Source organism: Mesorhizobium sp. M0029 (genome assembly GCF_040323735.1).
In the GTDB taxonomy this organism is placed as follows: domain Bacteria; phylum Pseudomonadota; class Alphaproteobacteria; order Rhizobiales; family Rhizobiaceae; genus Mesorhizobium.
In genome coordinates this window covers 52783-78103 of record NZ_JAMYVF010000004.1, presented here as the reverse complement: position 1 = coordinate 78103, position 25321 = coordinate 52783, and the positions used below count along the sequence as shown (strand labels likewise).

Below are 25321 nucleotides of genomic sequence, written 5' to 3'. Positions count from 1 at the left end.
TTTGAAACCCCTGTCTGAAATGACTGTTGAATGGCTTAAGCGACTGGTTCGCCGTCGAGATGGATGCGGTCGACGGCTTGCGGGTAAAAGGCGATGAGGCCCCTGATCTTGGGCATTTCGGCAATGGGATCGCGGTAGCTCCAGGCGACATCGGGGCTTACCGAGCCGTCGGCGCGCCGGCCCGACCAGTAGGAGGCGATGCCCTTGTAGGGACAGCGCGTCGTGCTGTCCGAAGCGGTCAGCCGGTCGAGCCTGACATCGTCCGGGTGCAGGTAGAAACGCGTCGGTAGATGCGTTTCGAACAGCAGCACCGGGCGATGGCTGTCGGCGATCAGTTCGCCGTCGAACCAGATCTGGACGTGACTTGAACTCTGCAGCACATCGATGCGTGCGTATGGATCGCGGGCGTGGACGAAGACTTCTTCCTCCTCCTCGAACCATTGGTCGACCGCTTTCCAGGTGAAGGCGATGCGGCCGGCCAGTGGCGACAGGCTTTCATCCGGCGGCGCGACAAACGACCAGGCCGCATTGGGAGAAGCTTTCGATCCCGTCTCCAGGTCCCAATAGGTGGTTTCGCCGCCGACTGGATGCGGCTGGCGATGCTCGGACGGCTTCAAGAGCGAGCGGTCCACCGAGGAGGCCGGGAAGAAATAGATCGGCAGAAAATGGTTGGAGCGCAGCACCAGGACGTTGCGGCTGTCGGCGATGGTGCGGCCGGCGAATTTGACCCTGATGCGCTTGGGACTGTGCAGGACATTGATGAGCTGCGGAGCCGTGGCTTCGCGGGGCTGAAGTTTTGGCGCTGCGGTCATATCAGTTGCCCCAAGTCAGGATACGGCGCGCACATTGTCGCGCTGTTCGGCGAAGCGGTTGGCCGGCCGAGCCAGGCCGAAACGGTCACGCAGCGTCCCCGGCGCATATTCGGTGGGGAATACGCCGCGGCGCTGCAGTTCCGGCACGACCTGCTCGGCAAAATTCACCCAATCCTCCGGGAGCAGCGGGAACATCAGGTTGAAGCCGTCGGCGGCACCTGCCTCGAACCAGTCCTGCAGCTGATCGGCGATCTGGTTGGGCGTGCCGACGACGGTCGGCACCGAACCGCTGTTGGCGAGCTTGCGAGCGATCTCGCGCAGAGTGAGGTTCTGCTTCGACCATTCCTTGACGCGATTGAGCGAGGTGCGGCCGCCATTGAAGGTGCTCTCGTCCGGCAGCGGCGGCAGCGGGCCGTCCGGCGGATATACGGAGAGATCGACGCCGCTCCAGCTCGAGAGAAGGTCGATGCCGACCCGATCGGGAAGCAAGCTCTGCAGATACTCCTGCCGCTCGCGTCCCTCCGCTTCGGAAGCTGCGACGATCGGCAGGATGCCCGGCAGAATCTTGAAGCTCTCGGGCTTGCGGCCATAACGGGCGAGGCGCTCGTCGATGTCCTGCCTATATTTGGTGCCGTCTTCCTTGGTGCTGTAGATGGCAAAGTGCGCATCGGCGTGCGCGGTAGCGAAATTCTTGCCGTCTTCGGACGAGCCGGCCTGGACGATCAGCGGATGGCCCTGCGGCGGGCGCGAGACATTGAGCGGTCCGCGCACCTTGAAGTGCGGGCCCTTGTGGTTGATCGCATGGACCTTGTCGGGATCGGCGAAATAGCCCGATGCCTTGTCGATAAGCAGAGCTTCGTCTTCCCAGCTGTCCCACAGTGCCTTGACGATATCGAGGAATTCGGTGGCGCGCTCATAGCGAAAGGCGTGCTCGATATTGCCGTCGCGGCCGAAATTGCGGGCCTCCTCGTCCATGGCCGACGTCACCACATTCCAAGACGCCCTGCCCTTGCTGATATGGTCGAGCGAGGCAAACATGCGGGCGACATTGTAGGGCTCGCTGTAGGAGCTTGAGGCGGTGGTGATGAGGCCGATATGCCTGGTCACGCCGGCAAGCGCCGACAACAGCGTCAGCGGTTCCAAGCGGGCATTGGCGTAATGGGCTACGCCGCTCTGTACGGAATCCCAGATCGCGACATGGTCGGCGACGAAGATCGTATCGATCCTGGCGCGCTCGGCAGACTGGACGAGATCGCGGTAGAAGTCGAAGTCGAGCACTTCGCGGCCCGGCGCGCGCGGATGGCGCCACGACATGCGATGATCGCCCTGCGGATTGAAGAAAAACGCGCTGAGGATCATGTGGTCGCGTGCCATGCCGGTCTCCTTGCAGAACTGCTTCAGGCGACCGTCGCGATGCCTCGACCGGCTGCGACAATCTCTCCTGAGCGGTGAAAGGTAGATTGCGCTCCAGCTTAATTCGAGTAATTTTATAGAGATTGTGCGGCGCGAAAGCGGAAGCGATTGCCCTCGAAGACCGCGCCGAAAGAAAGTGGTTTCAGCAAGACATGTCGTCATCGGTTCTGAACGTCGAGCAGCTCACCGTCGCCTATGATGAACGCCGGGGATCGCATCCGGCCGTCAACGGCGTGTCGCTCACCATCGGCGAAGGCGAAGCGCTCGGCCTTGTCGGCGAGTCCGGCTCGGGCAAAAGCTCGGTGGCACTCGCTATTCTGCGCTATCTGCCGAATAACGCCCGGATCGCCGCGTCGGCGCTCGAGTTCCAGGGCCGCGAGATCCGCAATCTCTCCGGCGAACAGCTGCGCCGGCTAAGGGGCGATCGCATCGCGGCCGTCTACCAGCATCCGGGTGCGGCGCTCAATCCGGCCATGACGATTGGCCGGCAGATCACCGAGACGATCATGCGGCATCGCCCGGTTCGGCAGGACGAAGCACGCACCCGCGCCGCCGAGCTGCTCGGCCGCGTCAGGGTGAGCAATCCGGAGCGGGTGCTCGATCTCTATCCGCACGAATTGTCGGGCGGCATGCAGCAGCGCGCCAACATCGCGATTGCCATTGCGCTCGACCCGTCGCTGCTGGTGCTGGATGAGCCGACGACGGCGCTTGACGCCAGCGTCCAGTCCGAGATCGTCGCCATCCTGCAGGACTTGCGCCGCGATCACCAAACCAGCGTTCTGCTGATCAGCCATGACATCAACATGGTCCGCCGGGCCTGCGATCGGGTGGCCGTGATGCAGTCGGGGACGGTGGTCGAAAGCGGCATCGCCAACGATGTCTTCGAGAACCCTGTTCACGCCTACACCAAGGCGCTGATCGCCTCGATCCCGGCGCTCAACTTCACCAAGCGCGACGGCAGGCTGGCCGAGATGCACACAACCGGCCCGTCGAAGCCTGTCCGCAGCGATCAACCGGAAGCCGCACGTCCGATCGCCGTCGCCTGCAAAGGCATCAGCCACGCCTTCGGCTCCCAGGCCGTCCTGCACGATATCGACCTGGAGATAGCCCAGGGCGAGACGTTCGGGCTGATCGGCGAATCCGGCTCCGGCAAGTCGACATTGGCAAGGATCGTGACTGGCCTCCAGACGCCGGACGCTGGGTCGGTCGAGCTGTTCGGCAGCACTGTCGCGCCGCGCGTCGAGAAAAGAAGCCTGAGCGAACGGCGCGACGTGCAGATGGTGTTCCAGTCACCCGACCGCACGCTCAATCCGCGCCAGCGGATCGGCAGGATCCTCGGCCGTCCGCTGCGGCGGCTCGCCGGCTTTAGCCGCAGCGAGGTGAAGCAGCGTGTCGGCGATCTCCTGGCCTCGGTTCGTCTTGCCGCTACGACCGTCGACCAGAAGCCGAGATCGCTGTCTGGTGGCCAGCGCCAACGGGCGGCGATTGCGCGCGCCTTTGCCGGCGTGCCGAAGCTCGTGGTGTTGGACGAGCCGACCTCTGCGCTCGACGTTTCCGTGCAGGCGACCGTGCTCAATTTGCTCAACGACCTGCAGCGCGACAAGGACACCACCTATCTGTTCATCAGCCACGACCTCAGGGTGGTGCGCTATATGGCCGACAGGATCGGCGTGCTCTATCGCGGCCGGCTGGTCGAGACGGGATCATCCGAGCAGATTTTCCGTGGCCCCAACCACCCCTACACGAAGCTGCTTCTGGCCGCGTCCTCGGATGAGACGGCGCCGAGGGCTCCGGCTCAGCTCCACGTCGCGGCACACGATGCCGAGACCTCCGGATGCTCCTTTGCCGCCCGCTGTCCTGTCGCGCTGCCCGATTGCCGAAAGGCGCAACCACCCGTCAGGCAGGCCGGCGACGGTCATCTGATCGCCTGCTGGAGAGACGCAAGCAGTCTCTGATTGCGAAGCGGGCAACTGACAAGCCTTCTTTCGAGGAGATGTCCCCCGGCCGATGCGGCCGGAGGACAGGCTTGGGAGGCGCCTGACGTCGGCTGGAAATTTCCGGCGATGGTTTTGACCAGCGTCGATTTGCCGGCGCCATTGTCGCCCGTCAGGCCGAGAACCTGGCCCTCATTGATGTCGAGCGAGACATTGTCCAGCGCGCGAACGGCACCGAAATCCTTCACGATATGTTCGAGACGCGCTAGAACCGTCATCGCATCTTCCCATGCCAATTTGTAAGTTTCTGATACAAATCATCGTTGAAACTTGGGTTCAATGGGCTTGGAGATGCTGAAGATTTATTGCAATGCACCCAACCTTGGGTCTTTCAAACCCGCCTAGAAATTCTATTAGTATGTCGAGCAAACAAATTGTGGAGAACGACGTGCTGGTGTCGACCGATCTTCGGCCGAACGAAACGCGGGCACTTGCGGCGCTGTTTCGTGCCGGCGCGTCGAGCCGGGCAGCGCTCGCACGCGATCTCGGCCTGACCCGGTCGACCACCGGCGCCCTGGTGCTGGGGCTGACGGAAGCCGGTCTGGCGCGCGAGCGGTCGGATGGAGCGGATGACGAGCAGGATAGCGAGGGTCGGGTCGGCCGTCCCGGTATCCTGGTCGAGATCGACGGCAATGGCGGCTTCTTCCTTGGCGCTTATATCGGCGTCAACTGGATCGCAGTCGTGACTGTCGACCTTGCCGGCGCGCGGCGTGCGAGCGCCTCTAGGGCATTTGCCGGCCCCGGTAGCACGCCCGAAGCCGCGGTCGACATCATCGGGGAACTCGTCGCCGAGATCCGCTCACAATTGCCTGCGGGCACGCGCCCCTACGGGCTCAATGTCGCCGTGCCCGGCTTCCCCGCCGCCGACGGGATTTCATACCATGCCACCATCCTTGGCTGGCACGGGGTCAATCTGGCGGAGCTTTTGCGCACTGCCTTTGGCGCGGACTTTCCAATCCTCTTGGAAAACGATGCCAATGCCGTGGCGGTGGCCGAGACATACCGGGCGCAGCCGGGCAAGGACCATGAGGATGCTCTGGTCATCCTGATCGAGAACGGCGTTGGCGGCGGCATCATCAATGCCGGCAGGCTGCATCGCGGCCGGCTCGGCGGCGCCGGCGAAATCGGGCATCTGCGCATCGGCGACGAAGGTTTTGTCTTCGACGCGAAGCGCCCGGGCCGACTGGAATCCTATGTCGGCAAGGATGCTTTACTGGCTCGCTATTTGCACATAAGCGGACTGCGCGCCGGCGTGGATGAGTTTGTCGCAGCGCTGGCCGGCGGCGATCCGGCAGCCGTTGCCACCGCGCGCGACTGGGCGCTCTGGTTCGGCCGCGGCCTGGCGACACTTGCCTGCACCTTGCAGCCGGAGCGCATCATCCTCTCCGGCTCCGTCAATGCTGTCTATCCCTTTGTCGCCGAGCAGGTGGAAGCTTTCTTGCTGGAGTTCCTGGCTGAAGGTTACCCCGTTCCTGCGGTCGAACTGTCGCGCGTCGGGGCCGACGGTCCGGCATTGGGCGCTGCCTGTCTGCTGCATCAGGCAGCTTTGTCGGGCGATCCGCAATTTCAACTTCGCGGCCTCGCCGCGCGCTAATCAGGAGAGATTCCATGCCTCGCAAAGACGAAAAGCGGCTGCGTGTCGGCGTGCTCGGCTGCGGTCCGATTGCCCAGGCGGCGCATTTCGAATCCTGCACCAAGGCACGCAATACCGATCTCTATGCCATCTGCGATGTCGCCGACGATCTGCGCGACAGGATGGCGGCGACCTACGCGCCTGAAAAATCCTATGCCGACTACGGCCTGATGCTGGCCGATCCCGATCTCGATGCCGTCATCATCGCGACATCGGACATTTTTCACGTCAAGGCCGCGGAACTGGCGCTCGATGCCGGCAAGCATGTGCTTTGCGAAAAGCCGCTGGGCGTTTCGGTCGAGGAGGTCGAAGGCTTGCGGGCCACGCTCGACAAGAGCGGCAAGGTGCTCCAGGTCGGCCATATGAAGCGCTTCGATCCCGGCATCCAGGCGGCAAAGGCTTTCGTCGACGACGAAATGGGCGAGCGGCTGGCGTTCAAAGGCTGGTACTGCGACAGCACCCACCGCTACCCGATGACCGATGCGGTGCAACCGCTGATCATCACCAGCGCCAAGGCGCGCAAGCCTGCCGTCAATCCCAAGGCGGATCTGCGCCAATACTACATGCTGGCGCATGGCAGCCATCTCCTCGATACGGCGCGCCATCTGCACAGGCCGATCGAGGCGGTCGAGGCCCGGCTCACCGAGCGCTATGGCGCCTATTGCTGGTTCATCACCACCATCTTCGCCGACGGCACGATCGGCCATCTCGACCTGACGGTCGCCGTGCGCATGGACTGGCACGAAGGGTTCCAGATCTATGGCCAGAACGGCAGCGTTCTCGCGAAGACGTATAACCCCTGGTACTACAAGAGCAGCGAGGTCGACATTTTCCGCGAGGCCGATGGCAGTTGGCATCGCACGCTTGGCGCGGATGGCCACTTCTATCGCCGGCAGCTCGAAGGCTTTGCCGATGTCGTGCTGAATGGCGCGCCCATGATCGGCGCCAGCATCGAGGACGGCATCGCCTCGGTCAGGGGCATGGCGGCCATCGCCCGCTCGGCCGCTGCCGGCGGCCGCGCCGTCCGTCTGGCCGATGTCGACGGGGTCGTGTGATGCAGCTTGGGATTTTCGCCAAGACCTTCGCCACCACCGGCGCCTTGCCGGTGCTGCGCGCGGTCGCGGACGGCGGCTACACGGCGGCGCAGTTCAACATGGCGTGCCTTGGACTGCCGTCGATGCCGGACAGCATTGAGCTCGGCGCGGCCCGGTCCGTCGCTAAGGCGAGCGGCGAGGCCGGCGTTTCGATCGCGGCCGTGTCTGGAACCTACAATATGATCCACCCGGATCGCTCGGTTCGTGTGTCAGGTCTTGCTCGGCTGGAGGTGCTGGCTGCGTCATGCGCTGACATGGGCACGCGCCTGATCACGCTGTGCACCGGCACAAGGGATGCACAGGATCCGTGGCGCTGGCATCCCGACAATGCAAGCGAGGCGGCATGGAGCGATCTGCGGACGGAGATGGAAGCGGCGATCGCGATTGCCGAGCGCTTCGACATCGAGCTCGGCATCGAACCGGAACTGGCCAATGTCGTCTCCAGCGCGCGGGCCGCTCGCCGGCTGCTCGACGAGATGAACAGCGCGCGGCTGCGCATTGTGCTCGACCCGGCCAATCTATTCGAAGTGGCGGACAGCGCGGAGCGTCACCGCCTGATCGACGAGGCCGTCGATCTGCTGGCTGCGGAGATCGGCATGGCCCATGCCAAGGACCGCAATGCCGATGGCAGTTTTGCCGCCGCCGGACAGGGCGTCGTCGATTTCCCGCATTTCATCGGCTGCCTAAGAGCCGCCGGGTTCGACGGCCCCCTGATCACGCATGGCCTGACAGAGGCCGAGGCGCCCGGCGTCGGCGCGTTCCTGCGCAATGTCCTGGAAGCGAGCGACGACACGTGAAAAAGACCTTCAGCCGAGATGGCGTCGACCTTGCCTACCGGGAGGTCGGCACGGGCCTTCCCGTCATCTTCCAGCATGGGCTGGGCGGCGATGAGGCGCAGGTGGCCGACGTGTTTCCCGATCTGCCGGTGACGCGGCGCGTGACGCTCGAATGCCGTGGCCAGGGCGGATCCGGCTACGGGCCTGTCGAGCAGCTTTCGATCGCGACGTTTGCCGAGGACGTCGATGCACTGGCCGACGATCTCGGCCTCGGCCCGGCCGTCGTCGGCGGCATCTCGATGGGCGCGGCGCTGGCGCTTCGCCTGGCGGTGCACAGGCCGGCGCGGGTGCGGGCGCTGGTGCTCGCCCGGCCTGCGTGGGTATCCCAGGCTGCACCGGCCAATATGAGGCCCTATGCCGTGGTCGGCGATCTCTTGATGCGGCATTCGCCCCAAGACGCCAGGCGTCTGTTCGATGACAGCGCTGTTGCCGGCGAACTGGCCAGATTGGCGCCGGACAATCTCGGCAGCCTGCAAGGCTTCTTCACTCGCCCGGACCCGGTTCTGTTCGGCAGGCTGCTTTCGGCGATCGCCGGCGATGGTCCCGGCGTGAGCGAGGCGGACATCCGCGCTATCGCGGTGCCGACTCTTGTCATCGGCCATGACCATGACCTCGTCCATCGACTGGAGGACGCACAGACGCTGGCCGGACTCATTCCGTCGGCCCGGCTTTGCACCATCACAGCCAAATCGCAGGATCGCGCCGCCTACCGGCTGGAATTCCGCGCCTGTCTTTCGGAATTCCTGGAACCGCTCGCATGACCGACAAAACGACGGATGAGACCATCGCCGTGGTCGAGATCGGCGGCACGTCGGTCAAGGTTGGCTTTGCCGATCGCGGCCACCCGGTGGATTTCGCCCGCACCTACCCGACCGCGCAACTGCGCAAGGGCGCGCCTGTGGCGGGGTTGGCCGATGCGGTCACCGCAGCCTGCCGCGATGCCGGGCTCAAACCTGCACGGGTCGTTGCGACGGTGCCTGGGTTCATCGACCGCGACTTCGACACGGTGCTGCACACGGCCAACATTCCCGAACTGAACGGTATCCGGCTGGGTACGGAACTGGCATCGCGGCTCCGCGTTCCCGTGCGGCTCGAACGCGACGTCGTGCTGCAATTGCTGGGCGAAAGCGTTGCCGGCGCGGTGAAGCGGCAAAAGGAGGTGCTGGCGGTCTATCTCGGCACCGGCATCGGTGCGGCCTATCTCGGCAAGGACGGCATTTTCAGGGGCGGCGGCTGGCGCTGGAAATCGGCCATATGCCGATCTACCGGCCTGACGAAAGCGGACCGCCAAACCGGGTCGAGACCTACGCCTCAGGGGCAACGCTTGTCGAACTCGCGACAGACTACGATATCCCGGTGGCCGATCTGTTTTCGGCGGCCGGGCAGCCGCCATCGCTGCGCGAATGGCTCGATGAGATCGTCTGGCAGCAGGCGGTGACCATCGCAACGGCAGCCGCTTTGTTTTCCCCGCAGGCGATCCTGATCGGTGGCGGCATTGTCGACATGAAGTCCTATCCCCGCCAGGCGCTCAAGCAGCGCATCGCGGACAGCCTGCCGCATTCGCTTGTTGTAGAGCCTCTGGACATACGCTGGGCGGCCCTGGGCTGGCAGGCGGCGATCCATGGCGCGGTGCTGCTCGGCGCGGTGTGATCGCCGTGGTTGCTGTCGGCGAAGGATTACTTGATCGTCTTCCCGTCCGCCCCAAACCGGTATGTTTTACCCGGCTCCGGCGTTGCATACAGCGTCGCACCTGGCTCGGCGTCGTAGACACCGAAAATGCGGACCGTGATCAGCCCGGCCTTTTCGCAGTCGAGATAGAGGTTGGTGTCGGCGCCGAGATGTTCGGCGTGCACCACCGTTCCCTTCCAGGCGCCGGACCTTGGATCCACGGTCAGATGCTCCGGCCGCACGCCGATGGTCTTGGCAGTCTCGCCCAATCTGGGGCCGTCGATGAAATTCATCTTCGGCGAGCCGATAAAGCCGGCGACGAACTCGTTTGCCGGCGAATTGTAAAGCTCCATCGGGCCGCCGATCTGCTCGATCTGGCCGGCGTTGAGCACGACGATCTTGTCGGCCAGCGTCATCGCCTCGACCTGATCATGGGTGACGTAGATCATCGTTGCCTTCAGCCGGCGATGCAACTGCGCGATCTCCAGTCGCGTGTTGACGCGAAGCGCTGCATCGAGGTTCGACAAGGGCTCGTCGAAGAGAAACAGTTTTGGCTCACGCACCACGGCGCGGCCGATGGCGACGCGCTGGCGCTGGCCGCCCGACAGTTCCGCCGGCCGGCGCTCGAGATACGGTTCCAGCGACAGCATCGACGAGGCGACGCCGATGCGTCGCTCGATCTCTGGGGCGGGCGTGCCGGCCTGCTTGAGGCCGAGGCCCATATTGTTCTTCACCGTCAGATGCGGGTACAAGGCATAGGTCTGGAACACCATGGCGATGCCGCGTTTTGCCGGGGGCGTGGCCGAGACATCGGCGCCGTCGATCACCACCCTGCCGGAGGTCGAATCCTCCAGCCCGGCGATGACCCTGAGCAAGGTTGACTTGCCGCAGCCAGATGGGCCGACGAAGACGACGAATTCGCCGTCGGTCACTTCGAGGTTGATGCCTTTCAGCACCTCGACCGGCCCGAAGGCCTTCTTCACATTCTCGATTACCAGCGAGCCCACGGCTTCGTCCTTGTTCTAGAGTTTGCCCTACTAGAGCTTAACTGGGGCGCCGCTGCGCACGCTCTCATCGGCGGCAAGGCAGACGGCGAGCGATTTCACCGCGTCGTCCATGTGGCGGGTCAGGTCGATGTCTTCCCGGATCGCCTTCAGCACGAAGGCCTGTTCGAGGTCACAGAGGTCCTGGTGGCCGGGTTCGCCTTCCATGGACAGCATCTCGTCCGGCCTGGCGAACTTGCCGTCCGCGCCGGTCGCCGCACTGTGCAGGCGGATGGTCGAGGTCTTGGTGTGGGTGTCGATGTCGTCCGACTTCACACCTTCCTTCATGACGATCGACACGCAGCCATGGGGCGAAATCACGTCCTTCACGAAGAACGCTGTCTCCGAGATCATCGGGCCCCAAGCCGCCTCGTACCAGCCGACCGAGCCGTCGTCGAACACCACCTGGAGATGGCCGTAATTGTACATTGTCGGCGCGATCTCCTCGGTCAGCCGCAGCCCCATGCCGCGCACCTCGACCGGCCTGGCGTCGGTGATCTGCAGCATCACGTCGAGATAGTGCACGCCGCAATCGACGATCGGCGACGTCGTCTGCATCAACTGCTTGTGCGTCTGCCAGGTCGGGCCTGACGATTGCTGGTTGAGGTTCATGCGAAACACGTAAGGGCCGCCGAGCTTGCGCGCCTCGGCGATCAGCCTGACCCAGGACGGGTGGTGGCGCAGGATGTAGCCGATCACCAATTTTCGGCCGTTGGCCTTGGCCGCGGCGACGACGCGCTTGGCGTCCGCCACCGTCGTTGCGAGCGGCTTCTCGACGAAGACGTGGCAGCCGGCCTCGAATGCCTTCACCGCATAGTCGGCATGGCTGTCGGAATAGGTGGCGATGCAGGCGACATCCGGCTTTTCATCGCGCAACGCGTCGTCGAAGGAGCGCCTGATGCCATAGCCCGACAGCCCGTCCGGTAACGGCACGTCGGAGCGGTTGATCAGGGCCGCGATCTCGAAGCCCGGATTAGTGTGGTAGGCCAGCGCATGGCTACGCCCCATATTACCGAGGCCTGCGACGACGACGCGAAGGGGCGATTTAGAGGTCACCTAACTACTCCAGATGTTCCAGTTGTTCCTTCTGAGAGGGTGTCACCCCACCCGGCGCTTCGCGCCGACCTCCCCATCGAGGGGAGGTAGGACGTTGGCGCGAACACCCTCACTGCCAAAGAAGCTTCTCCGAAAGTCGCCCTTTGGCGGTCGTGAATGAAGCCACGACCTTTTACCTCCCCTTGATGGGGAGGTCGGCGCGCAGCGCCGGGTGGGGTGAAGGCTCCAGCAGAGATTTGTAGGGCTCCGCTCACTTGACGGCTCCGGATGTGATGCCGCGGATCAGCTGCCGCGAGAAGATGACGTAGAGGGTCAGCACAGGCATGATCGCCAGCGAGAGTGCCGCCAGGATGGCGTTCCAGTTGGTGACGAACTGGCCGAGGAAAAGCTGCGCGCCGAGCGTCACCGTCTTGGTCTCTTCCGACGGCGCCAGGATCAGTGGGAACCACAGATCGTTCCAGATCGGGATCATGGTGAAAACGGCGACCGTCGCCATCGAGGGCCGCACCAGTGGCAGCACCAGCCGGAAGAAGATGGTGTATTCCGACAGGCCGTCGATCCGGCCGGCATTCTTCAGATCGTCGGACACCTGCTTCATGAATTCCGACAGGATGAAGACGGCCAGCGGCAGCCCCTGCGCGGTGTAGACCAGGATCAGCGCCGTCAGCGTGTTGACCAGCCCGCTCGCCACCATCAATTGCAGGATGGCGACGGTGCCGAGCCGGATCGGGATCATGATGCCGAGCGCGAGGTAAAGCCCCATCAGCGTGTTGCCGCGGAAGCGGTATTCCGAGAGCGCGAACGCCGCCATCGCGCCGAACAGAAGCACGAAGAACAGCGAGGCGACGGTGACGACGAGGCTGTTCTGAAAATAGTGGATGAAGTCGCCCTGCCCGATCACGGTGGTATAGCCGATCAGGTCGAAGGTCTTTGGCGTCGGCGGCGTCAGCGGTTCGCTGAAGATGCCGGCGCGGGACTTGAACGAATTCATGATGACCAGGATCACCGGAAACAGCGCGATCGCCGTGTAGGTCAGCAGGATCGCGTGGGCGCCGATGGTGCGGGGCAGCGAACGAGTGGCGGTGCTCATTGGAAGGTCTCCTGACGAGCCAAGGCAGGCGAGGTTGGCGCCAAGGCACCCCCCTCTGTCCTGCCGGACATCTCCCCAGCAAGGGGGGAGATCAGATGCCGCGACTGCTTTCGCCAATCGCCGACGTTGCAAGCCGAGCGGCAAGGCCAGAGCTGCCAATCTCCCCCCTTGCGGGGGAGATGGCCGGCAGGCCAGAGGGGGGTGTTCAAGCTCGACATCTCGCCCCTCTCAGAACTGGTAGCGACGCAGGCGCGTCTGGACGAGGAAGAGGTAGACGCAGACGCCGCCGAGGATGATCAGGAACATCATCGTGGCGATCGCCGCACCCATATTGGGATCGCCGGTCTGCAGCTGGAAGCCGAAGAAGGCGCGGTAGAGGAAAGTGCCCAGAATATCGGTCGAATAATTCGGCCCGGCAAGCGCCCCTTGTGCGGTGTAGATCAGGTCGAAAGCGTTGAAATTGCCGACGAAGGTCAGGATCGAGATGATGCCGATCGAGGGTAGGATCAGCGGCAGCTTGATCTTCCAGAACTGAGACATGCCGGTGATGCCGTCGCATTCGGCAGCCTCGATCACCTCTTCGGGGATCGACAGGAGTGCTGCATAGATCAGCATCATCGGAATGCCGACGAACTGCCACACCGAGATCAGGCTGAGCGCGGTCAGGGCATATTGTTGTTTGCCGAGCCACGGCGTGAACAGGCTTTTCAGGCCGACCAGATCCATCAGATGCGGCGCCACGCCCCACAACGGCGACAGGATCAGTTTCCAGGCGAAACCGACGATGACGAAGGACAGGATGGTCGGCACGAAGATCGCGGTGCGGTAGAAGGCGGCGAATCTCAGCCTCGGGCTGGACAGCAATGCCGCCAGCATGACACCGATCGGGTTCTGCACCACCATGTGGATGATGAAGAACCAGGTATTGTTCCGCAGCGCGTTCCAGAAGCCGACCGACCAGTTGGGGTCGCCGAACAACGTACGGAAATTAGTGAAACCGACGAACACCTGATGCTGATCGACATTGCGGAACAGCGACAGCTGCAGCGTGCCGGCGAGCGGCAGGATCATGATCGCCGTATAGACCAGCAGCGCCGGCGCCAGGAAGACGCCGATATGCCAGCGGAACGGTCGCTTCGGTCGTGTTTGTGCGGCCATGAGTGCGGTCCCCGCCGATCAGGTTTAGCAATGCCTTCGACGGCAGCGCTGCCCCTCACCCTTACCCTCTCCCCGTGAAGGACGGGGAGAGGGGGCGCCTGCGTTTCGGCTGATCCTTCTCCCCGTCACTATACGGGGAGAAGGTGCCGGCAGGCGGATGAGGGGCGGCGCCGTCGTTCGCAGTCGATGATGCTATCGAAAAACGCAGGGCCGTCCACTTGGGGGCCTGTCTGTCCTGAGCTTACTTGCCCGGCTTGTACCAGCTGTCGAGGCCGTCCTGCAGCTTCTTGGCGGCAGCTTCCGGCGTGTCGGTGCCGTTGATGACGTTGGCCGATTCAACCCAGGTTTCGTTCTCGAGGTTCGGCGTGCCGCGCGACAGGATCTGGTAGGTCGAGCGGATCGTCGACTTGCACTTGTCGCGCCAGGAGACGAATTCCTGCGCCAGCGGGTCTTCCATCTTCACCGGGGTGGAATTTAGGCTGAAGAAGCCCGGCAAAGCGTTGGCGTAGATGGTGGCGAAGTCCGGCGAGGCGACCCAGGACAGGAAGGTCTTGGCCGCGTCGGCATTCTTCGACGCCGCATTCAGGCCCATGCCGATATCGGTATGGTCGGAGATGTAGCAGGTGTCGCCGGCCTTCTCGACCGGCGGCGGGAAGGCGCCCATCTTGAACTGCGCCTGGGTGTTGAACAGGCCGATCTCCCACGATCCCGCCGGGTAGATGGCGGCGCGGCCAAGCGTGAACAGGTTCTGGCTGTCCGGATAGGTCTGGGCCTCGAAGCCGTCGCCGAGATAAGGCTTCCACTTGGCCAGTTCCTCATAGGGAGCAACCCAGTCCTTGTCGGTCAGCTTCTGGTCGCCCTTGATCAGCGCTGCGCGGCCCTCTTCGCCCTTCCAGTAGTTCGGACCGATGTTCTGATAGCCCATGGTCGCGGCTTCCCATAGGTCCTTGGTGCCCATGGCCATCGGGATGTAGGTGCCGTCGGCCTTGATCTTGTCGAGCGCGGCGAAGAACTCGTCACGCGTCGTCGGCACCTTGAGGCCGAGCTTGTCGAAGGCGTCCTTGTTGTAGATGAAGCCGTGAATGACCGAGGCCATCGGGACGCAGAAGCTCGCCTTGCCGTCGTCGGTCTGCCATGCCGCCTTGGCGACCGGTGAGAAGTTCTCCATGCCGGGCAGCGAAGACAGATCGGCAAGGTTGCCCTTCTTGAACAGTTCGAGCGATTTGTCGAACGGGCGGCAGGTGATCAGGTCGCCAGCCGAGCCGGCGGCGAGCTTGGCGCCGAGTGCGGCGTCATACTCGGTCGGCGCCGACGGTGCGAACACCACTTTGATGCCCGGGTTCTTGGCCTCAAAAGCCGGGATCAGCTTGTCCTTCCAGATGGCAAGGTCGTCGCCGCGCCAGCTTTCGATATTGAGCGTTACGTCATCGGCGTGAGCCAACCCGGCGGTGCCGAGAATGCTGGTGCCGAGAAGCAGTGCCGTCAGTAATTTCGTTGTCATGCTAGTCTCCCTGTTGACCTTTTTCAGGTTCGGTTTTGAGAACAGGGGCCTTCGCGCCCTTGTTCCCCTCGATCGCGGAAAGGGCCGGCCGCAGCTTCTGGCCGGTCCCTTCCAGTATCTTCTCGGCCGCAACGGCGTTGGCAGCGCCGGCGGCGAGCAGAATGGCTGTCTTGACGACGCCGCCGCTCGCTTCGAGCAGCCGCACGGCGTCTTGCCGGTCGCGGCCGCTGATAGCGGCGACGATGCGAGCCGCGCGGTCGCGCAGCTTGATGTTGTCGGCGGTGAGATTGACCATGTAGCCGTCATGGACATGGCCGAGATGAATGGCGGTAAGCGTCGACAGCATGTTGAGCGCGATCTTCTGGGCAGTGCCGGCGCCCATGCGCGTCGAGCCGGCAATCACCTCCGGTGGCGTCTCGAGCAGGATGGCGACGTCGGCCAGCCTGAGCAGGGGCGTGTCCTTGTTGTTGGCAATGGCGATGGTTGCCGCGCCCCGGCTGCGCGCATCCTTCAGCGCCTGCACCGCATAGGGCGTCGAGCCGCTGGCCGAAATCGTGATCAGGCAGTCGCCCTTGCCGATGCCGGCGCCGGCAATTGCCGTCGAGGCTTCGTCGGTGTCGTCTTCCGGTCCGCCGGCCAGGGTCTTGAAAGCGTCGTCGCCACCGGCGATGAGGATGGCGATGCGTTCGCGCTTGATGCCGAAGGTGCCGGGCAACTCCAGCGCGTCGGCCAGCGCCATCAGGCCGGAGCTGCCGGCCGCAGCATAGGCGAGCTTGCCGCCGCCGTTCAGCCGCCCGGCGATGATTTCGGCTGCGGCGGCGATGGCGGGAATGGCGTCGCGCACAGCCTTGGCGGCCTCGATCTGCGCATTGACCAAAGAAGAAAGGATGGCGTCCGGGGCCTGGATGTCCAGTCCCTCGGCATTGCTGTGAAGCGCTTCGGTGCGCGGTTCGGTCATCCCTGTCCCTCCGATGGAAGAACAATACCAAAAAAATACCACTTGTCCACACGCATTAACGAAATTGCGAACTGGAAATCGTTGAGCCGGCAAAATTCCCGGGTTTTTCAACCTGATACGCCTTAATCTTTTTGAAACGGAAATTAATCCCTTGGCTATTGGTATTTTATTGGTATTATCCGCCCGGAGGAGACATCGCGTGAAATTCGTGCTCGGTATCGACGGCGGCGGCACCAGCTGCAGGGCAGCCCTTGCGACAGGCGATGGCGTTGTCATTGGCCGTGCCAAAAGCGGCGCCGCCAACATCCGCACCGATCTCACCGGCGCTCGCACCCACATCGTCGAGGCTGCTCGTCAGGCCTTCATCGCCGCCGGGCAAGATCCGGACCTGATCCCGCAGACACCAGCCATTCTCGGCCTTGCCGGCGCCAATGTCGGCACCTACCGCCAGCAGCTTGAAGCAATCCTGCCGTTCAGCATCAGCCGCGTCGAGACGGACGCCGAGATCGCGCTCGAAGGGGCAGTCGGCTCTGGTGACGGCGCCATGGCCATCCTCGGCACCGGCACCGCCTATATGGCGCGCAAGGGCGGCACGTCGCGCGCCATCGGCGGCTGGGGCTTTCAGGTCGGTGATCAAGGCAGCGGCGCCCGGATCGGCCGCGACCTGCTGGAGCAGACGCTGCTCGCCCATGACGGCGTCCGGCCGCGCTCAGTCCTGACCGACAGCATGATGGGCATTTTCCGCAACAATCCCGAAGACGTGGTCGAGTTCACCACCAATGCCAAGCCCGGCGATTTCGGCGGCTTCGCGCCCAAGGTTTTCGAGCATGCCGAGAAGGGCGACAGCGTCGCCAACTGGATCGTGGACAAGTCGGTTGCCGATGTCGAGGAGTCGCTCCACGCGCTCGACCTCTCTGATGACGCCCCGCTCTGCCTGCTCGGCGGGCTGGCGCCGCTCTATGGGCCGCGCCTTTCCCAGCGCTACCAGGCGCTGCTGAAAGCGCCGCTCGACGATGCGCTGGGCGGCGCCGTGCAGATGGCGGCCCGCATCTTCGCCAAAGCGGAGGCGACGCGATGAGCGACGCCGCCGACCAGATCTTCGCCACGCTGAAGCAGTCGTCGCAGAGCGGCGCCCCGCTCTATCTGCAGCTCAGGAAAAGCATCGAGGACGCCGTCAATCGCGGCCTGATCGGGCCGGGCGATGCGCTGCCTTCCGAGCGCGACATCGCCACCAAGGCCGACATTTCGCGCGTCACCGTGCGCAAGGCGGTGCAGGATCTGGTCAAGGGCGGCATCCTCGTGCAGCGCCACGGCTCCGGCACCTTCGTCGCGCCGCGCATGGAGCGCGTCGAGCAGTCGCTCTCCAGGCTCACTTCATTTACCGAGGACATGGCAAGGCGCGGCATGGCGGTGCGTTCAGCCTGGCTCGATCGCGACCTCTACCCGCCCTCGCCCGACGAGATGATGGTGCTCGGCCTGTCGTCGAACGAGCTGGTGGCGCGCGTGGCGCGCCTGCGCATCGCAAACGACACGCCGCTGGCCATCGAGCGCGCCTCGTTGTCGGCCAGCGTGCTGCCGGATCCGGCCGGGATAGGCTCGTCACTCTATGCGGCGCTGCAACTGACCGGTAACCGGCCGGTGCGGGCGGTGCAGCGCATATCGGCCGCCAATCTCGGCGACGCCGATGCGCGTCTGCTCGAAGTGCCATCCGGCATTGCCGGCCTGCACATCGAACGCATTTCCTATCTCGCGAGCGGCAAGGTGATCGAGTTCACCCGCTCCATCTACCGCGGCGATGCCTATGATTTCGTCGCCGAATTGCGCCTGACAGGGCCGAGCGAAGAGGGCCGACCATGATCCCCAAGACCACCCATATGCGGCGCGAGATCGACGAAATTCCGCAAGCCGTCGCTCGCCTGCTCGATGGCTCGGCGGCGGTGCTGACCGAGGCCGGACGCGGCATTCGCGAGCGCGATCCGAGCTTCGTCGTTACCGTCGCGCGCGGTTCGTCCGACCATGCCGCCACCTTCATGAAATATGCCGTCGAACTGACCGCCGGCCTGGCCGTCGCTTCGGTCGGCCCATCGGTCGCCTCGATCTACGGCGCCAAGCTCAAGCTCGCCGGTTCGGCTTGCCTCGCCATCTCGCAATCCGGCAAAAGCCCTGATATCGTCGCCATGGCCGAGACGGCACGAGCCGGCGGTGCGCTCACCGTCGCCATCACCAACACCGCCGATTCGCCGCTGGCGCGGGCTTCGGATTTTGCCATCGACATTCTGGCCGGCCCCGAGCGCAGCGTCGCGGCGACCAAGACATTCGTCAATTCGGCGGTCGCCGGCCTGGCGCTGATGGCGCATTGCACCGGCGACGACAGACTGCTGGCCGCCCTTGCCCGCCTGCCCGAGCATTTCAGCAAGGCGATCGCCTGCGACTGGATGGCGCTGGCCGGCGCGTTGGAGACGCCGCAATCGCTGTTCATCCTCGGCCGTGGCCCGTCGGCGGCGATGGCCGACGAGGCGGCGCTGAAATTCAAAGAGACCTGCGGCATGCATGCCGAGGCCTACAGTGCAGCCGAAGTCATGCACGGCCCGCTGGCGCTGGTCGGGCCAGGCTTCCCGGTGCTGGCACTCGCCGCCCGCGATGCCTCCGAGCCGTCCGTGGCAGAGGCTGCCGACAACCTTGCCGGCAAGGGTGCAGCAGTTTTTGTAACCTCGGACAAAGCCAAGAGCGCGGCGCGGCTGCCGCATGTCGCCACCGGTCATCCCTTGACCGACCCGCTGACGCTGATCGTCTCCTTCTATGGCTTCGTCGAAGCCTTCGCCCGCCATCGCGGCCTCGATCCGGACGTACCGCGCAATCTGCGCAAGGTGACGGAAACCGTATGAGCGACCGTTTTGCCCTGACTGGCGCCCGAATTTTCGATGGCGACGACTGGCATGACAACGCCGCCCTTGTCGTGCACGGCGATGTGGTCGAAGGCATTCATCCCGTCGGCGCCATTCCGTCGGGCGTTGCCCGCATCGACGCCGGGGGCGGCATGCTGGTGCCGGGTTTTGTCGACCTGCAGGTCAATGGCGGCGGCGGCGTCATGCTCAACGACCATCCCGATGTCGCCTCGCTGGCAACAATCTGCCGGGCGCATGCGCCGTTCGGCACGACCGCACTGCTGCCGACGCTAATCACAGATACGCCTGACATCACCGCCGCGGCCATTGCCGCCGGCACCGAGGCGGCACGGCAAAAACTGCCGGGGTTTCTCGGCCTGCATCTCGAGGGACCGCATCTCTCGGTCGCCCGCAAGGGGGCGCATGACCCGGCTCTGATCCGGCCGATGACGGATGCGGATGAAGCGGCGCTGGTCGCGGCACGCAAAAACCTGCCGGTGCTGCTGACGACGATCGCGCCCGAATCCGTCGAGCCCGCCCGTGTTGCGGCCTTGGCCAAGGCCGGTGTGATTGTCAGCCTCGGCCATTCCGATACCGGCTATGCCACGGCCAGAGCCTTTGCCGACGCGGGCGCCAGCGTGGTCACACATCTGTTCAACGCCATGAGCCAGATCGGCAACCGTGAGCCGGGGCTGGCGGGTGCGGCCATCGACATAGGCAGTCTGTCGGCCGGGATCATTGCCGACGGCATCCATGTCGATCCCGCCACCATGCTGATCGCGCTGCGCGCCAAGCAGGGGCCGGGCAGGATCGTGCTGGTCACCGACGCCATGGCGACGATCGGCACCGACATGACGTCGTTCACCCTCAACGGCCGCATCATCTATCGCAAGGATGGCAGTCTGCGGCTGGCCGACGGCACGCTGGCCGGCGCCGATCTCGATATGATCTCGGCCGTCCGCTACATGCACAGGATCGTCGGGCTGGACGTGTCGGAAGCGTTGCGCATGGCCTCGCTCTATCCGGCGCAGGCGGTCGGCCAGGCACACCGGCTCGGTCGCTTCGCCAATGGCACGGCTGCCGATATCGTCGCTCTGTCGGACGCCCTCGACGTCAACGGCGTCTGGATCGGCGGCGACAAGGTTTTTGCAGGCGCGGACAGTCCGCGCTAAAGTCCACCCATGCATGATGTCGACTGCGTTGTCGCCGGAGCCGGTGTTGTCGGCCTCGCCATTGCCCGCGCGCTGGCGCTGTCGGGCCGCGAGGTGCTGGTGGTCGAGAAGGCCGCAGCCATCGGCACCGGCACCAGTTCGCGCAATTCGGAAGTCATCCATGCCGGGCTTCATTATACGCCGGGCAGCCTGAAGGCCCGTCTCTGCGTCAACGGCCGCGAGCGTCTCTATGCCTATTGCCGCGAGCACGACGTCGCCCATCATCGCACCGGCAAGCTGATCGTTGCCGTCGAACCCGACCAGTTGGACAAACTGCAGGCGATCCAGATCAACGCGGCGCAATGCGGAGTCGGTGACCTCAAGCTTTTGACGCGCGCAGAGGCCGAAAGCCTGGAACCGGCGCTGAGCTGCGCCGGCGCGCTGCTGTCGCCGTCGACCGGCATCGTCGACAGCCAGGCGCTGATGCTGTCATTGCGTGGAGACGCGGAAGCGGCCGGCGCATCTTTCGCCTTGCTCACCGTTGTCTCAGGCGCGAGCATCGAAGCCGACGGCATCCGGATCGACACGCGCGACGCCGATGGCGAGGGTTTCACCTTGAAGACCGGCGCCTTCATCAACGCCGCCGGCCTCGACGCGCAGGCGCTCGCCGGCCGCATCGAAGGCCTCCCGCAAGACCGTGTTCCGCCGCTGTGGCTGGCGCGCGGCAATTATTTCGCGCTTTCCGGTCGCTCGCCCTTTTCGCGGCTGATCTATCCGGTGCCAGTCCATGGCGGCCTCGGCGTGCATCTGACCCTCGACATGTCGGGGAGCGCGCGCTTTGGCCCGGATGTCGAATGGATCGATCGCGTCGACTATACCGTCGATCCCGCACGAGGCGCTGCCTTCTACGACGAAATCAGGCGCTACTGGTCCGGCCTGGCGGACGGCGCCCTGCAACCGGCATATGCCGGCGTCAGGCCGAAACTGTCCGGTCCAGGCCAGCCGGCCGCCGACTTCGTCATCCGGGGACCGGCTGACCACGGGGGCGGTCAGATCGTCAATCTGTTCGGCATCGAGAGCCCTGGCCTTACCGCCAGCCTCGCCATCGCAGAACATGTCGTTGGGCTTTTATATCCGCAATGACGGGCGTTCCTGAAACGTCGGGCAGGCGCATACCATGAAACCTTTTGATATGGAGGTCGTTGTCGGGGCATATGTCCGAGGCAAAACCCAAATCGGAACCGGCCGACGGCATCGAAGCGCGCGATGCCCCGAAGTCGCGTCGGGAAAAGCCGTCACGGCAAACGCGCGGAGATGGACCGCGCGAGGACACGCCGCGCGAGAAAAAAGCATCGGCCGCCGAAGCCGCGTCCGAGCCCGTTGGCGAGGCTGCGCCGCCGCCGGATGCCGTCGAACCCGATCCCAAGCTGACGCCCGAGCAGGCCGAGCAGGCGCGCAAAAAATATCTGCTGCGGCGTTTCTGGATCAGCGGGCGCGGCTATTGGGGGAGGCATGGCGACAAGCTCGCCTGGCCTTTGACGATCGGAGTGCTGCTGCTGATCTGCATCAACATCGGTTTCCAGTATGGCATCAACGTCTGGAACCGCTCGATGTTCGATGCCCTCGAGCAGCGCAACGCCCGCACAGTCTATCTCCTCAGCGCCGTATTCGTGCCGCTGGTGATCTGCAGCGGCAGCCTTGTCGTCGCGCAGGTCTATCTGCGCATGACGATCCAGCGCCGCTGGCGTTCCTGGCTGACCACCGGGGTCGTCGCGCGCTGGCTGGCAAACGGCCGCTACTACCAGCTGAACCTCGTGGGCGGCGATCACCAGAACCCCGAGGCACGCATGACCGAGGATCTGCGTATCGCCACCGAGTCGCCGGTCGATTTCACTGCCGGCGTCCTCAACGCATTCCTGTCGGCCTCTACCTTTATCGTCGTGCTGTGGACCATCGGCGGCGCGCTCACCCTGCCGATCGGCGGCGAGAGCATCACCATTCCCGGCTTTCTGGTCATCACCGCGATCATCTATGCCGTCATCACCTCGACCTCGATGGTGGTCATCGGCCGCGACTTCGTCCAGCTCTCCGAGCGGAAGAACCAGGCGGAGGCCGAACTGCGCTACACGCTGACGCGCGTGCGCGAAAACGGCGAGAGCATCGCCTTGCTGGGAGGCGAGGACGAGGAGCGCAGCGGCATCGACAGGAATTTCGGCCATGTGCTGAGGCAATGGGCGCTGCTGACCGGACAGCACATGCGCACGGCCGCGGTGTCGCAGGGATCGAGCCTGTTTGCGCCGGTCGTGCCGATCCTTTTGTGCGCGCCAAAATTCCTCGAAGGCTCGATGACGCTTGGCGAGGTGATGCAGGCGGCGTCTGCCTTTGGCATCGTGCAAGGCGCGTTCGGCTGGCTGGTCGACAACTATCCGCGCCTCGCCGACTGGAACGCCTCCGCGCGGCGCATTGCCTCGCTGATGATGTCGCTCGACGGGCTCGAGCGCGCCGAGCAGAGCGATGCGCTCGGACGCATCAACCGGGGCGAAGCGGAAGACGGCGCCATCCTCAGCCTCGACAATCTTTCCGTGACACTCGACGACGGCACCTCCGTAGTCAAGGAAACCGAGGTCGTGATCGAGCCGGGCGAGCGGGTGCTGGTTTCAGGCGAATCCGGTTCAGGCAAGTCGACGCTGGTGCGGGTCGTCGCGGGCCTGTGGCCATGGGGCGGCGGCAGCGTCAATTTCCACACCGACAGGCGCCTGTTCATGCTGCCGCAACGCCCCTACATCCCTTCCGGAACGCTTCGCCGCGCGGTCGCCTATCCCGCGGCGGCGGACAAGTGGACCATCAAGCAAATCAAGGCTGCCCTCGACAAGGTGGGGCTTGGCTATCTCACCGGCAGGATCAAGGAAGAGGCGCCATGGGACCAGACGCTGTCGGGCGGCGAAAAGCAACGCCTCGCCTTCGCGCGCCTGCTGCTGCATCGCCCCGATATCGTGGTGCTGGATGAAGCGACTTCGGCGCTCGACGAGAAGAGCCAGGACACGATGATGTTGACGGTGATCCGCGAACTGCCTGACGTCACCATCATCAGCGTGGCGCATCGTGCGGAGCTCGAAGCCTTCCACAGCCGCAAGATCACCCTGGAGCGGCGGGAGGGCGGCGCCAAGCTCGTCAGCGACGTCGACCTCATCCCGCGCAAGCGCAAACGCAGCCTGCTGAACCGCGCTTTGTGGGGTTCCAGCACTCGGGTGAAAAAGCCGCGCAGGTAAAAGGCGCCACTGCCGAACCGCGAACAGAGATGTCCAGGCGAAGCGCTTGGGCAAAGACATTAGCCGGCTATGGATTAGCCGTAGAGACCCTTGTAGGTCTCGCGCAGCAGGTTCTTCTGCACCTTGCCCATCGTGTTGCGCGGCAGCTCGTCGACGAAGATCACCTGCTTCGGGTGCTTGTATTTGGCCAGCTGGCCGGCAATGGCGCCAACGATCTCGGCCCCGGTGATCTGCGATGCCGGCGCCCGCACCACGACAGCGGTGACGCCTTCGCCGAAATCGGGATGGGCAATTCCGATGACGGCACTTTCCAAGACGCCGGCAACGGCGTCGATCTCGCTCTCGATCTCCTTGGGATAGATGTTGTAGCCGCCGGAGATAATGAGATCCTTGCCGCGGCCGACGATGTGGACGTAGCCGTCCGCGTCGATGATGCCGAGGTCGCCGGTGATGAAGAAGCCGTCCTTGCGAAACTCCGCCTTGGTTTTTTCCGGCATGCGCCAATAGCCGGAAAAGACATTCGGACCTTTGACCTCGATCATGCCGACTTCACCCTGGCCAAGCGCATCGCCGCTGTCAGGGTCGGCGATGCGCAGCGAAACGCCGGGCAGCGGGAAGCCGACCGTGCCGGCGCGACGCTCCCCCTCATAGGGGTTCGACGTGTTCATGTTGGTCTCGGTCATACCGTAGCGCTCGAGAATGTCGTGGCCGGTGCGCTCGCGCCAGGCCTTGTGCGTTTCGGCGAGCAGCGGCGCCGAGCCGGAAACGAACAGGCGGATGTTCTTCGCCGCCTGGGCATCCAGCCCGTCCTGCTGCAGGAGCCTGGTATAGAAGGTCGGCACCCCCATCAGCACTGTCGCGCGGGGCAAGAGCGAGACGATGCGGCCGGCGTCGAATTTCTGCTCGAACAGCATCGAGGCGCCGGCCATCAGGGTGACGTTGGTGGCGACGAACAGGCCATGCGTGTGGAAGATCGGCAGGGCATGGATCAGCACGTCATCCCCGGTGAAACGCCATTGCTCGACCAGCACGCGCGCATTGGAGGCCAGGTTTTCGTGGCTGAGCATGGCGCCCTTGGAGCGTCCGGTGGTGCCCGATGTGTAAAGGATTGCGGCCAGATCGTCCGGCCCGCGCGCCACGGCGTCGAAATCCGTGGGCTGTTGTGCCGCCAGTGCGGTCAGCGAGCCCTCACCATTGCTGCCAAGCGTGACGGTGGCAGCACCCGACGCCTGCGCCAACGGCGCGATAGCGCCGGCGCGGGCCGGGTCGCAGACGACCAGCCGCGGCTCGGCATCCCCGAAGAAATAGCCGAGTTCGGCCAGCGTGTAGGCGGTGTTGAGCGGCAGGAAGACCGCGCCGGCGCGCAGGCAGGCGAGGTAAAGGAAAATGCATTCGGGGCTTTTTTCGACCTGCACGGCAACGCGGTCGCCAGGCTCGACGCCGAAATGCCTCAGCGCATGTGCCAGCTGTGCCGATTGCGCCAGCATGTCGCGATAGGCGATCGCGCGTCCGTCATCGGTCGCCATCAGGATGCGCTCGGAGGCTGAAATCCGGCTGCGGAACGCGTCGAACAGGTGATTGGTCATGCGCCTTCCCTAGAGCATGATGCCGAAAAGTGTGAAGCGGTTTTCGGAGGACATGCTCTACCCTTTGATTTAGCCGGATGATTTCAGGTCGATTCGGCCTGAAATCATCCGGCTCCAGCGCATGGCCTTGGAACAAAGGAAACGATTTCGCCTCCGTCCGGCAAAAACGTGAAA

General features: G+C 64.3%; 20 protein-coding genes and 2 pseudogenes. 12 read left to right on the top strand and 10 right to left on the bottom strand.

The annotated features are described in order from the left end of the window. Positions 1 to 35 precede the first annotated feature (35 nt). Both NKJ76_RS08585 and NKJ76_RS08580 read right to left on the bottom strand, forming a co-directional pair. Positions 36 to 812, bottom strand: coding sequence for a DUF427 domain-containing protein (locus tag NKJ76_RS08585; RefSeq protein WP_352537207.1), 777 nt, complete (start codon positions 810 to 812; stop codon positions 36 to 38). A gap of 15 nt (positions 813 to 827) precedes the next feature. Then, complete coding sequence (locus NKJ76_RS08580; RefSeq protein ID WP_023703591.1) at positions 828 to 2186, bottom strand: LLM class flavin-dependent oxidoreductase; 1359 nt, start codon at positions 2184 to 2186, stop codon at positions 828 to 830. A gap of 191 nt (positions 2187 to 2377) precedes the next feature. Here NKJ76_RS08580 and NKJ76_RS08575 point away from each other — a divergent pair, with 191 nt between their 5' ends. Then, positions 2378 to 4180 (top strand): dipeptide ABC transporter ATP-binding protein, encoded by a 1803-nt coding sequence (locus NKJ76_RS08575; protein WP_023703592.1) that lies wholly within the window; start codon positions 2378 to 2380, stop codon positions 4178 to 4180. A 77-nt stretch (positions 4181 to 4257) separates the two neighbouring features. Here the strand turns inward: NKJ76_RS08575 and NKJ76_RS08570 are convergent. After that, a pseudogene (locus NKJ76_RS08570) lies at positions 4258 to 4437 on the bottom strand (ATP-binding cassette domain-containing protein); the annotation flags it as partial. 140 nt (positions 4438 to 4577) lie between these two features. On the opposite strand from NKJ76_RS08570, the gene NKJ76_RS08565 reads away from it, so the two are divergent. From NKJ76_RS08565 to NKJ76_RS08545, 5 genes and pseudogenes are all read left to right on the top strand, one after another. After that, positions 4578 to 5813, top strand: coding sequence for an ROK family transcriptional regulator (locus NKJ76_RS08565; RefSeq protein ID WP_352537206.1), 1236 nt, complete (start codon positions 4578 to 4580; stop codon positions 5811 to 5813). A gap of 14 nt (positions 5814 to 5827) precedes the next feature. Continuing rightward, positions 5828 to 6907, top strand: a complete 1080-nt coding sequence (locus NKJ76_RS08560) for a Gfo/Idh/MocA family protein (RefSeq protein WP_023668836.1) — start codon at positions 5828 to 5830, stop codon at positions 6905 to 6907. Next, positions 6907 to 7743: a sugar phosphate isomerase/epimerase family protein gene (locus NKJ76_RS08555; protein WP_023668837.1), complete on the top strand. Its 837-nt coding sequence runs from the start codon at positions 6907 to 6909 to the stop codon at positions 7741 to 7743. Before NKJ76_RS08560 ends, NKJ76_RS08555 begins: the two co-directional genes overlap by 1 nt. After that, the gene (locus NKJ76_RS08550; protein WP_023715544.1) at positions 7740 to 8543 is read left to right on the top strand and encodes an alpha/beta fold hydrolase; all 804 of its coding nucleotides are present in this window, start codon (positions 7740 to 7742) and stop codon (positions 8541 to 8543) included. The genes NKJ76_RS08555 and NKJ76_RS08550 overlap by 4 nt, the downstream gene beginning before the upstream one ends. Beyond that, positions 8540 to 9432, top strand: a pseudogene (locus NKJ76_RS08545) (ROK family protein). The gene NKJ76_RS08550 and the pseudogene NKJ76_RS08545 overlap by 4 nt, the downstream one beginning before the upstream one ends. A gap of 26 nt (positions 9433 to 9458) precedes the next feature. Here NKJ76_RS08545 and NKJ76_RS08540 read toward each other — a convergent pair. From NKJ76_RS08540 to NKJ76_RS08515, 6 genes are all read right to left on the bottom strand, one after another. Then, the gene (locus NKJ76_RS08540) at positions 9459 to 10457 is read right to left on the bottom strand and encodes an ABC transporter ATP-binding protein (protein WP_023715542.1); all 999 of its coding nucleotides are present in this window, start codon (positions 10455 to 10457) and stop codon (positions 9459 to 9461) included. Positions 10458 to 10487: 30 nt separating this feature from the next. Continuing rightward, on the bottom strand, positions 10488 to 11549 hold the full coding sequence (locus NKJ76_RS08535; RefSeq protein ID WP_352537205.1) for a Gfo/Idh/MocA family protein: 1062 nt from the start codon (positions 11547 to 11549) through the stop codon (positions 10488 to 10490). Positions 11550 to 11799: 250 nt separating this feature from the next. Continuing rightward, on the bottom strand, positions 11800 to 12639 hold the full coding sequence (locus tag NKJ76_RS08530) for a carbohydrate ABC transporter permease (protein WP_023668842.1): 840 nt from the start codon (positions 12637 to 12639) through the stop codon (positions 11800 to 11802). Between the two features lie 228 nt (positions 12640 to 12867). Continuing rightward, on the bottom strand, positions 12868 to 13797 hold the full coding sequence (locus NKJ76_RS08525; RefSeq protein WP_023702499.1) for a carbohydrate ABC transporter permease: 930 nt from the start codon (positions 13795 to 13797) through the stop codon (positions 12868 to 12870). 241 nt (positions 13798 to 14038) lie between these two features. Next, positions 14039 to 15298, bottom strand: coding sequence for an ABC transporter substrate-binding protein (locus NKJ76_RS08520; RefSeq protein ID WP_023711281.1), 1260 nt, complete (start codon positions 15296 to 15298; stop codon positions 14039 to 14041). Position 15299: 1 nt separating this feature from the next. Then, positions 15300 to 16256: an N-acetylmuramic acid 6-phosphate etherase gene (locus tag NKJ76_RS08515; RefSeq protein WP_352537204.1), complete on the bottom strand. Its 957-nt coding sequence runs from the start codon at positions 16254 to 16256 to the stop codon at positions 15300 to 15302. Positions 16257 to 16455: 199 nt separating this feature from the next. Between NKJ76_RS08515 and NKJ76_RS08510 the strand changes: the two genes are divergently transcribed. The 6 genes from NKJ76_RS08510 (at position 16456) to NKJ76_RS08485 (ending at position 23561) form a co-directional block, all read left to right on the top strand. Continuing rightward, a complete protein-coding gene (locus NKJ76_RS08510) occupies positions 16456 to 17334 on the top strand; it encodes a glucosamine kinase nucleotide-binding domain-containing protein (RefSeq protein WP_352537203.1) in 879 nt (292 codons plus the stop codon). Further along, positions 17331 to 18113: a GntR family transcriptional regulator gene (locus tag NKJ76_RS08505; protein WP_023696933.1), complete on the top strand. Its 783-nt coding sequence runs from the start codon at positions 17331 to 17333 to the stop codon at positions 18111 to 18113. Before NKJ76_RS08510 ends, NKJ76_RS08505 begins: the two co-directional genes overlap by 4 nt. Continuing rightward, a complete protein-coding gene (locus NKJ76_RS08500; protein WP_023703601.1) occupies positions 18110 to 19141 on the top strand; it encodes an SIS domain-containing protein in 1032 nt (343 codons plus the stop codon). Before NKJ76_RS08505 ends, NKJ76_RS08500 begins: the two co-directional genes overlap by 4 nt. Next, positions 19138 to 20313: an N-acetylglucosamine-6-phosphate deacetylase gene (nagA, locus tag NKJ76_RS08495; RefSeq protein ID WP_352537202.1), complete on the top strand. Its 1176-nt coding sequence runs from the start codon at positions 19138 to 19140 to the stop codon at positions 20311 to 20313. Before NKJ76_RS08500 ends, nagA begins: the two co-directional genes overlap by 4 nt. A gap of 9 nt (positions 20314 to 20322) precedes the next feature. After that, positions 20323 to 21435: an NAD(P)/FAD-dependent oxidoreductase gene (locus NKJ76_RS08490; RefSeq protein ID WP_352537201.1), complete on the top strand. Its 1113-nt coding sequence runs from the start codon at positions 20323 to 20325 to the stop codon at positions 21433 to 21435. A gap of 71 nt (positions 21436 to 21506) precedes the next feature. Further along, positions 21507 to 23561, top strand: coding sequence for an ABC transporter ATP-binding protein/permease (locus NKJ76_RS08485; protein ID WP_352537200.1), 2055 nt, complete (start codon positions 21507 to 21509; stop codon positions 23559 to 23561). 74 nt (positions 23562 to 23635) lie between these two features. On the opposite strand, the gene NKJ76_RS08480 is transcribed toward NKJ76_RS08485, so the two are convergent. After that, entirely contained in the window at positions 23636 to 25147 is a 1512-nt protein-coding gene (locus NKJ76_RS08480; protein WP_352537199.1) for a malonate--CoA ligase, read from the bottom strand. Between the last annotated feature and the right edge of the window lie 174 nt (positions 25148 to 25321).

Bases quoted from the DNA above. Each gene is read 5' to 3' on its own strand.
- NKJ76_RS08520 (WP_023711281.1), bottom strand. From the start codon at position 15,298: ATGACAACGAAATTACTGACGGCACTGCTTCTCGGCACCAGCATTCTC.
- NKJ76_RS08555 (WP_023668837.1), top strand. From the start codon at position 6,907: ATGCAGCTTGGGATTTTCGCCAAGACCTTCGCCACCACCGGCGCCTTG.
- NKJ76_RS08530 (WP_023668842.1), bottom strand. From the start codon at position 12,639: ATGAGCACCGCCACTCGTTCGCTGCCCCGCACCATCGGCGCCCACGCG.
- NKJ76_RS08485 (WP_352537200.1), top strand. From the start codon at position 21,507: ATGTCCGAGGCAAAACCCAAATCGGAACCGGCCGACGGCATCGAAGCG.
- NKJ76_RS08505 (WP_023696933.1), top strand. From the start codon at position 17,331: ATGAGCGACGCCGCCGACCAGATCTTCGCCACGCTGAAGCAGTCGTCG.
- NKJ76_RS08490 (WP_352537201.1), top strand. From the start codon at position 20,323: ATGCATGATGTCGACTGCGTTGTCGCCGGAGCCGGTGTTGTCGGCCTC.
- NKJ76_RS08525 (WP_023702499.1), bottom strand. From the start codon at position 13,797: ATGGCCGCACAAACACGACCGAAGCGACCGTTCCGCTGGCATATCGGC.
- NKJ76_RS08500 (WP_023703601.1), top strand. From the start codon at position 18,110: ATGATCCCCAAGACCACCCATATGCGGCGCGAGATCGACGAAATTCCG.
- NKJ76_RS08585 (WP_352537207.1), bottom strand. From the start codon at position 812: ATGACCGCAGCGCCAAAACTTCAGCCCCGCGAAGCCACGGCTCCGCAG.
- nagA (WP_352537202.1), top strand. From the start codon at position 19,138: ATGAGCGACCGTTTTGCCCTGACTGGCGCCCGAATTTTCGATGGCGAC.
- NKJ76_RS08565 (WP_352537206.1), top strand. From the start codon at position 4,578: ATGTCGAGCAAACAAATTGTGGAGAACGACGTGCTGGTGTCGACCGAT.
- NKJ76_RS08480 (WP_352537199.1), bottom strand. From the start codon at position 25,147: ATGACCAATCACCTGTTCGACGCGTTCCGCAGCCGGATTTCAGCCTCC.
- NKJ76_RS08560 (WP_023668836.1), top strand. From the start codon at position 5,828: ATGCCTCGCAAAGACGAAAAGCGGCTGCGTGTCGGCGTGCTCGGCTGC.
- NKJ76_RS08580 (WP_023703591.1), bottom strand. From the start codon at position 2,186: ATGGCACGCGACCACATGATCCTCAGCGCGTTTTTCTTCAATCCGCAG.
- NKJ76_RS08515 (WP_352537204.1), bottom strand. From the start codon at position 16,256: ATGACCGAACCGCGCACCGAAGCGCTTCACAGCAATGCCGAGGGACTG.
- NKJ76_RS08575 (WP_023703592.1), top strand. From the start codon at position 2,378: ATGTCGTCATCGGTTCTGAACGTCGAGCAGCTCACCGTCGCCTATGAT.